Genomic DNA, 8,216 nt, shown 5'->3' with positions numbered 1-8,216 from the left:
CGCGGCACACGCCATGTGTGCCACGGCCCGCGGCTCTGTCGCGTCGCGGACATCGGCCGTGACGCGGATCGGGTCAGGCGGCGGGGCCGACCGCGCCGCGGCAGGCCCCGCCGCGCGGATCACGGTGTCAGCGGCGGCCGGGGGGTGTCATCGGGGCGGGAGTCCCGCTGTGCGCCGTCCTCACGGACGACCTCGCCCTGCACGACCTTTCCGTCCGGACGGTGAATGCGGGCCTGCTGGAAGGCGTCGGAGAGCCTGCCGGGAGACGCGGCACGCATCCGGCGCTCCAGCGACCTCTCCGCGAACCGGCCCAGCGCCGAACGGATCCACGGCACCAGCAGCAGGAGTCCCGCCACGTCCGAGACCGGCCCCGGGATCATCAGCAGCAGCCCGCCGAGCATCAGGAAACCGTTGCCCCCGCCCGCCGAGGGGGCGACGGGCTCCGCGTCGGCGGCCCCGGGCTGCCCCGGCATCCGCTGGAGCGTCTCGGTGAGGCTGCGGAAGGCCCGGCGGCCGGCCCGCTTCACCACCGCCGCGCCCAGGACGATCCCCGCCACCAGGAGCAGCAGCACGGTGAACCCGCCCGCCGCGTCGGCGATGACGGTGAGCAGCCAGATCTCCAGCACCGCCCAGGCGGCGACGGCGAGCGGGACGAAGGTACGGGCGCGTGAGCGCCTGCGGGCGGGCGGGGGCGGTGTGCCGGTCGTCATGGTCCCCAGTGTGCCCGTACGCCCGTCCGAACGGCGTATGGGGGGTGATCACGGGCGGCGCCGCGACGTGCCCGGCCGGCCCGCCTCGGCTCAGGTGGTCCTGCGCCCGAGGACCCGGTTCGTACGCGTGGCGACCCCCCAGGAGGTGACTCGCCAGAGCGCCTCGACCAGGATGTCCCGGCTCATCTTCGAGTCGCCGATCTCACGGTCCACGAAGGTGATCGGGACCTCGACGACGTGGTACCCCGCCTCGACCGCGCGGCGCGCCAGGTCGACCTGGAAGCAGTACCCCTGGGAGGCGACCTTGTCGAGGCCGATGCCCTGCAGGGTCTCGGTGCGAAAGGCCCGGTAGCCGCCGGTGACGTCCCTGGTCCGCAGTCCGAGGAGAAGCCGGGAGTAGGTGCTGCCGCCGCGCGAGATCATCTCGCGGGACTTGGGCCAGTTGACGACCCGGCCGCCCGGCACCCAGCGGGAACCGAGCACCAGGTCGGCGCTCTTGAGCGCGGTGAGCAGCCGGGGCAGTTCCTCGGGCTGGTGGGAGCCGTCGGCGTCCATCTCCACGAGCACGCCGTAGCCGCGCTCGATGCCCCAGTCGAAGCCCGCGAGGTAGGCCGCGCCCAGCCCCTCCTTGCCCTTGCGGTGCAGCACCCGGACCTGTTCGTCCTCGGCCGCGAGCTCGTCGGCGACCTTGCCGGTGCCGTCGGGGCTGTTGTCGTCGGCGATCAGGATGTCGGCCTCCGGCACAGCGGCGCGCACCCGGCTGACGATCGGCTTGATGTTCTCGGCCTCGTCATAGGTCGGAATGATCACCAAGGTCCTGCCGAGCGGGCCGTATCGCCGCTGACCGCCGTCGTTCACTTACTGCCCCTTCAGTTCCGTACCGCAGGTGCACACCATATCCAGCGCACGGGGGCCGAACGCCGACACGGTCGGGCAGGTGTGGGCACCGCCACGGACAGAAGGAGGAAAGTACGGACAGAATCGCACGACGGAACACTACGGATGGGGGCCCGGCGCCCTTCGGGCCGGCCCGGGACCCGCTGGCTGCGGGTCGACCTGGAGCCGTTGTCTACTGAACGTCCGGGCCCCACCCGGGTCGCACCCCCGTCCGGCTGAAACCTTCCCTCGCCCCCGAGGCGCGGGCGCTGAACCTGGCTGTCAGTGGCGGTGTGCCGCTGCGGCACACCGCCCCGTGACCCAGCGGCGTTCGACGACTGCGTGGAGGTTCGACCGGTCGGGCGTCCTGTGGTGGACCCGGCCGAACCTACCGGCCGGTGGGCGCGTTCTGTCAATCCCCTGCCGACCCGCGGCTGACCAGCGACGTTCGGGGAACGCGCCTGGTCAGTGCTGAAGATCCGCAGGTGACGACGGAACGGGAACGTTCTCGATCGGCGGTGCGAAATGTCCGCACGTCACTCGTTCGGCCTTACGTAGACAGTTTGTCCGAAGACCACGGTCCGCAGGCAGACCGGGAGGTCGGCGCCCGGGGTGAGATCGGGCAGTCCCGGGGTGCCCGACCGCGGGTCGGTCGACCAGCGGGCGACCCGGTCGTCCGGGGCCTGGACCACCAGTTCGTCGGTGCGCCAGACCGCGTAGTCGGCCGGTGCGCCGGGAACCAGGGCCCCCGCGTCGTCACGGCCGACGGCCCGCCAGCCGCCCCTGGTGTGGGCGGTGAAGCCGGCCCGTACGGAGATCCGGTGCTCGGGGGTGCGGTGGAAGGCGGCGGCCCGTACCGTGCCCCAGGGGTCCAGCGGGGTCACCGGGCTGTCGGACCCGAACGCCAGGGGCACACCGGCGCGCAGGAGCGCCGCGTACGGGTTGAGGGTCCTGGCCCGCTCGGCGCCGAGCCGCTCGGCGTACATGCCGTCCTTGCCGCCCCAGGCGGCGTCGAAGGCGGGCTGCACGGAGGCGGTGAGGCCCAGCTCCGCGAAGGCCGCGACGGTCTCGGGGGTGAGCATCTCGGCATGCTCCACGCGGTGCCGGGCGGCCCGGACCCTGGACGCCCCGAGGCTCTCGGCCGCGGCCCGGACCCCCTCCACCACGGCGGAGACCGCCGCGTCCCCGATGGCGTGGAAACCTGCCTGCAGTCCGGCCTCGGTGCAGGCGGTGACGTGGGCGGCGATCCGCGCCGCGTCGAGGTGGGCGGTGCCCGTGCGCCCGGCCGGACCGTCGGCGTACGGCTGGTGCAAGCAGGCCGTGTGCGAGCCCAGCGAGCCGTCGACGAAGAGGTCCCCGGCGGCGCCGATCGCGCCGAGCTCCCGGATGCGGCGGGCGTCCTTCTCGTCGGCGACCTCCTCGGCCCAGTACCCGAAGACCCGCGGCCCGCTCTCCTCGGCGGCAAGCTTCAGCAGCCCGGCGAAGTCCTCCTCGTCGGAGATGTCCGGGCCGCCGCACTCGTGGACCGTACCGATGCCGAGGGAGGCCGCGCGGCGCAGTGCGGCGCGCTGGGCGTCGGCACGCTGGCGCGGGGAGACGGCGCCGTGGGCCGCGGAGCGCACCGCGTGGTGGGCGGCACCGGTCAGCGGGGCGTCGGGGTGGTATCCGGTCAGGGCGGTGACGCCGGGGACCAGATCGAGCAGGGCGGTGGTGACGACCGCGGAGTGCACGTCGACCCGGGGGAGGTAGACCGGCCGCCCACCGGCGGCCGCGTCGAGCTCGTCCCGCGACGGGTGACGCCGCTCCGGCCAGCGCGCGGCGTCCCAGCCGTGCCCCAGGACGACCCGGTCGGCGGGGTGCTCCGCCACGTACGCGCGCAGCAGACCGAGCGCCTCGTCGAGGGACCGGGCGCCGGAGAGGTCGAGACCGGTGAGCGCCAGGCCGGTCGACGTGGTGTGGACATGGGCGTCGGTGAACGCCGGGGTGACCAGCGCCCCGTCGAGGTCGATCACCTCGTCGACGCCGCTCGCGAAGGCGTCGGCCGCCCCTTCCGAGCCCACCCAGGCGACATGGCCCCGTTCGACGACCATGGCGGTGGCGAAGGGGTCGGCGGGGCTGTGGACGTCGCCACCGCGCAGCAGCACGGTGCGGTGTTCGTTCTGGGGGGCGGTGCTCGGGTTCATGGGACCAGTCTCCCGCCCGCCCCGGCCCGCGCGGCCCCCGCCCCCTCACGAGCCGCGCGTGTCCCGCTGCTCAGATCCTCGGGGGCCGCGCCTCGTACGGGGTGGACAGGACGACGGTGGTCCGGGTGGAGACGCCGGCCAGCGAACGGATCCGGGTGAGCAGGTGCTCCAGCTCCAGCGGGGTCGCGACCCGTGCCTTGAGGATGTAGTTCTCGTCACCCGCGACGCTGTGGCAGGCCTCCAGCTCGGGGACGTCCGCGAGCCGTTCCGCGATGTCGTCCGGCGCGCTCGGGTCGAAGGGCTTCACCGAGATGAACGCCGTGAGCGGAAGCCCGACGGCCTCCGGGTCGACGACCGCGGCGTACCCCCGGATCACCCCGCGCTGCTCCAGCCTGCGCACGCGCTGATGAACCGCCGAGGTGGACAGGCCCGTGGCCTTGCCCAGGTCGGTGTAGCTCATCCGCCCGTCCTTGACGAGCAACTCCACGATCTGTCGGTCCAGCTCCTCCATACGGATCAACCTATTGCCCCCGGGGCCTCCGGGCACAGTGGTGGGGGGCTCCCGAGTGGCACCTGCGGCGGGCATGTGACGAATGCCACAGGTTTACGGGCCGGTAGGCACCCACCCGGCGGTTACGGCGGATGTGCGACGGGAAGTGCTTGCTGTGGTCGAGGCCGTGGCGCCTTGTCGGCCCACCCGAGGGGGGAACTTCCCATGCAGAGCCTGAAGCTCACCGAACGTTTTGAACCGGAGTCGGCCGATCCGGCCGAGGACGCCGCTCCCGACGTGTACGACACGTTCGAGATGTACCGGGTGATCTGCCCGGACTGCGCGCGGCCGATCGCGCTGCTGGCGGACGAGGACGTGCTCCCCGAGCACGCGTTGTGCCCGACCCCCTGGAACCCGTTCGTCCTGCAGGTCTGCGCCGGCACGGGGCGTTCGGTGTCCCGGGCACGGCCCGCCGACGAGTCGCTCGACCTCCAGGAGCAGGACACCGGCCTGTTGTTGACGCTGCCCCAGGGGCTCGACTGGCGGATGCAGCCGTTCTCGCACGCGGGCGGACCCGGCTCGCGTCCGCTGCGGATGCGGCGCGACGCGGCCTGAGAGCCCGCCGGACGGCCTTCTGCCGGAAAGCGGTGGCGGCCCCCGGTGCACGTGGTTCCAGGGCGGCGGAAGCGCGCCCGTCAGGGAGCGGCGTCCCGGCCCGAGGCCGTCCGACGGTCCCCGGGGGCGCTCCCGTCTCCGACGTGACGACATGGCCCGGACACCGTCCGGGCCCGCCGGAGGAATCCCCACGGCACGGCACCCGGCGCGCGGTCTCGTGCATCGGTCCGGCGGTGACCCCGGCCCGCCCCGCGCCGTCGGCCGGACAGAACTCCGCCGCGTCCGGCGGCCGGTCCCGGTCCTCGCCGTCCTCGCCGTCCTGCCGCCCCGGCCCGGAGCGGAACCGGATCATGACTGCGCCGGAGCGGCAGGCGTGGGTCAGCGCGTCTCGGGACCCGCGAGATGGCGGGCGATGACCATCCGCTGGATCTGATTGGTCCCCTCGACGATCTGCAGCACCTTGGCCTCGCGCATCAGCCGTTCCACCGGGAAGTCCGCGGTGTAGCCGTATCCGCCGAGAACCTGGACGGCGTCGACGGTGACCTGCATGGCGGTGTCCGTGCAGAACAGTTTGGCCATCGCCGCCTGGCGCGAGAACGGTTTGCCCTCGTCGCGCAGCCGGGCCGCCTCCAGGTAGAGGGCGCGGCCCGCCTCGATCCGGGTGGCCATGTCGGCGAGCATGAACCGCAGGCCCTGGAAATCGGCGATGGGACGGCCGAACTGCTGCCGTCCGGTGGCGTAGCCGACGGCCTCGGTGAGGGCCGCCTGGGCGACGCCGATCGCGCAGGCGGCGATGCCCAGGCGTCCGGAGTCGAGCGCGGAGAGGGCGATCGCGAAGCCCTGGCCCTCGTCGCCGATGCGGCGGTCGTCCGAGACCCGCACGCCGTCGAAGTGCAACTGGGCGGTGGGCGAGCCCTTCATGCCCATCTTCTTCTCGGGCGCCGCCGCGCTCAGCCCCTCGGCGTCACCGGGGACCAGGAAGGCGGTGATGCCGCGGGCCCCCTCGCCGCCGGTGCGCGCCAGGACCGTGCAGAAGTCGGCGATGCCGCCGTGGGTGATCCAGGCCTTGGTGCCGGTGACGACCCAGTCGTCTCCGTCCCGCACGGCCTTGGTGCGCAGCGAGGCGGCGTCGGAACCGGAAGCGGGTTCGGAGAGGCAGTAGGCGCCGAGCAGGCCGCCCGAGAGCATCGCCGGGAGGTGTTCGGCCCGCTGCTTCTCGGTGCCGTATCCGGCGACCGCGTGGCAGGCCAGGGAGTGGACGCTGACGCCGAGACCGACGGTGAGCCGGGCCGCCGCGAGTTCTTCGAGGACCTGGAGGTAGACCTCGTACGGCTGGTCGCCGCCGCCGTGGGCGGAGTCGTAGGGCAGACCGAGCAGGCCGGACTCGGAGAGCAGCGTGAAGACGTCGCGCGGGAACCTGCCCGCCTCCTCCTCCTCGGCCGCCCCGGGCGCGATCTCCCGCTCGGCGATCTCGCGGACGAGCGCGAGGAGTTGTCGGGACTCCTCGGTGGGCAGCCGGCGTTCCACCGGTTGCGGGGCGCGGTCGGACATGATGGCGCTCTCCTCCCTGTCGGGCGTTGCGACGGTCACGCGCGCGGGGTGTGGGCGGTGCCGCCGGGATCTTCCGGCACCTGGCGCGGAAGAGCACTGCTGCCCAACCGACACCGGCCCCCGGATTACGAGAGCTGCTGGCCAGCGGCTGTGGCGGCTTGAGTATGCCCGATCGGACGATATCCGTCACGGGGTCGCCGGGCGACTCGGAGCCGGACACGGCGATCACCGGAATTGGTCCGAACCATTGACCCAACTGGTCTAGTCCATCTACGGTTCCACTCGAACCGGCTTTCCGCGTTCATGCCAAATCCACGGAACGGTCGGCTGCACTCCCCCCATTCGCCAGTGCCGTGACCGGCAATGTCCGCCCTTCGAGGCACTGGTTCCCTCCCCCACGAGGAGACAAGATGTCTGGACAGCATCGCGTCCGCACCCGCATCCGGGCGTTCGCGGCGGCGGCCTGTACGGCCGCCCTCGGCGCCGCCCTGCTCGGGGTGGCCGGCACCGCGCCGGCCGGCGCGACCCCCGCCACCGCACCGGCCGCCTCCCCCACGGCGGCCGGTGACAAGGTGGTCGGCTACTTCACCAACTGGGGTGTCTACCAGCGCAATTACCACGTCAAGAACGTCGAGACCTCGGGCTCGGCGGACAAGCTCACCCACATCAACTACGCCTTCGGCAACGTCGCCGGCGGCAAGTGCGCGGTCGGCGACTCCTACGCCGACTACGAGAAGGCGTACACGGCCGATCAGTCGGTCGACGGGGTGGCCGACACCTGGGACCAGGATCTGCGGGGCAACTTCAACCAGTTGCGGAAGCTGAAGAAGCTGCACCCGGGACTCAAGGTGATCTGGTCGTTCGGCGGCTGGACCTGGTCCGGCGGCTTCGGCGAGGCCGCGAAGAACCCGGCCGCGTTCGCCGATTCCTGCTACGGCCTGGTGAAGGACCCCCGCTGGGCCGATGTCTTCGACGGCATCGACGTCGACTGGGAGTACCCCAACGCCTGCGGTCTGACCTGCGACACCAGCGGCCCTGACGCGCTGAAGGCCATCACCTCGGCCCTGCGCACCAAGTTCGGCGGCGACAACCTGGTCACCGCCGCCATCACCGCCGACGCCTCCGACGGCGGCAAGATCGACCTCGCCGACTACGCCGGCGCCGCCCAGTCCCTGGACTGGTACAACGTGATGACGTACGACTTCTTCGGCGCCTGGGACGCGAAGGGCCCGACCGCCCCGCACTCCCCGCTGACGTCCTACGAGGGCCTCCCCAAGGAGGGCTTCACCAGCGAGGCCGCCATCGACAAGCTGAAGGCGCAGGGCGTCCCCGCCTCCAAGCTGCTGCTCGGCATCGGCTTCTACGGCCGCGGCTGGACCGGCGTCACCCAGGACGCGCCCGGGGGCACCGCCACCGGCGCCGCCCCCGGCACCTACGAGGCCGGCATCGAGGACTACAAGGTCCTCAAGAGCAGCTGCCCCACCACCGGCACCGTCGCCGGCACCGCCTACGCCCACTGCGGCACCAACTGGTGGAGCTACGACACCCCGGCCACCATCGCCACCAAGATGAACTACAAGAACCAGCAGGGTCTGGGTGGCACCTTCTTCTGGGAGCTCAGCGGTGACACCACCGACGGGGAGCTGATCAAGGCGATCAACTGATCCGTCCGCCGTCCCCCACGGGACGCCGAACGGGCCGCGGGGGCGGGGGGCCCCCCCCCCCCCCCCCGCGGGGGGGGGGCCCCCCCCGCGGGCGGGGGGCGCCGGTGGGGGGGGCCCCCCGCGACCC

General features: G+C 72.9%; 7 protein-coding genes. 2 read left to right on the top strand and 5 right to left on the bottom strand.

The window, feature by feature from the left end; genetic code table 11:
• Positions 1 to 119: 119 nt before the first annotated feature.
• The 4 genes from fxsA to ACF1CT_RS10545 form a co-directional block, all read right to left on the bottom strand.
• Positions 120 to 710, bottom strand: coding sequence for an FxsA family membrane protein (gene fxsA, locus ACF1CT_RS10560; protein WP_391783405.1), 591 nt, complete (start codon positions 708 to 710; stop codon positions 120 to 122).
• A gap of 90 nt (positions 711 to 800) precedes the next feature.
• Positions 801 to 1,568: a polyprenol monophosphomannose synthase gene (locus tag ACF1CT_RS10555; RefSeq protein WP_391783404.1), complete on the bottom strand. Its 768-nt coding sequence runs from the start codon at positions 1,566 to 1,568 to the stop codon at positions 801 to 803.
• 554 nt (positions 1,569 to 2,122) lie between these two features.
• Positions 2,123 to 3,769 (bottom strand): amidohydrolase, encoded by a 1,647-nt coding sequence (locus ACF1CT_RS10550; RefSeq protein ID WP_391783403.1) that lies wholly within the window; start codon positions 3,767 to 3,769, stop codon positions 2,123 to 2,125.
• A gap of 70 nt (positions 3,770 to 3,839) precedes the next feature.
• Positions 3,840 to 4,280: an Lrp/AsnC family transcriptional regulator gene (locus ACF1CT_RS10545; protein ID WP_391783402.1), complete on the bottom strand. Its 441-nt coding sequence runs from the start codon at positions 4,278 to 4,280 to the stop codon at positions 3,840 to 3,842.
• Positions 4,281 to 4,484: 204 nt separating this feature from the next.
• Between ACF1CT_RS10545 and ACF1CT_RS10540 the strand changes: the two genes are divergently transcribed.
• Positions 4,485 to 4,874, top strand: coding sequence for a hypothetical protein (locus tag ACF1CT_RS10540; RefSeq protein WP_391783401.1), 390 nt, complete (start codon positions 4,485 to 4,487; stop codon positions 4,872 to 4,874).
• Between the two features lie 378 nt (positions 4,875 to 5,252).
• On the opposite strand, the gene ACF1CT_RS10535 is transcribed toward ACF1CT_RS10540, so the two are convergent.
• The gene (locus ACF1CT_RS10535; RefSeq protein WP_391783444.1) at positions 5,253 to 6,425 is read right to left on the bottom strand and encodes an acyl-CoA dehydrogenase family protein; all 1,173 of its coding nucleotides are present in this window, start codon (positions 6,423 to 6,425) and stop codon (positions 5,253 to 5,255) included.
• 410 nt (positions 6,426 to 6,835) lie between these two features.
• Here ACF1CT_RS10535 and ACF1CT_RS10530 point away from each other — a divergent pair, with 410 nt between their 5' ends.
• Positions 6,836 to 8,089 (top strand): glycoside hydrolase family 18 protein, encoded by a 1,254-nt coding sequence (locus ACF1CT_RS10530; protein WP_391783400.1) that lies wholly within the window; start codon positions 6,836 to 6,838, stop codon positions 8,087 to 8,089.
• Positions 8,090 to 8,216: the final 127 nt, after the last annotated feature.

This window comes from Streptomyces sp. NPDC014734, from assembly GCF_043083325.1.
In the GTDB taxonomy this organism is placed as follows: Bacteria; Actinomycetota; Actinomycetes; order Streptomycetales; family Streptomycetaceae; genus Streptomyces.
The sequence above is the reverse complement of the archived record's forward strand: the minus strand, read 5'-3'. Positions and strand labels throughout refer to the sequence as shown.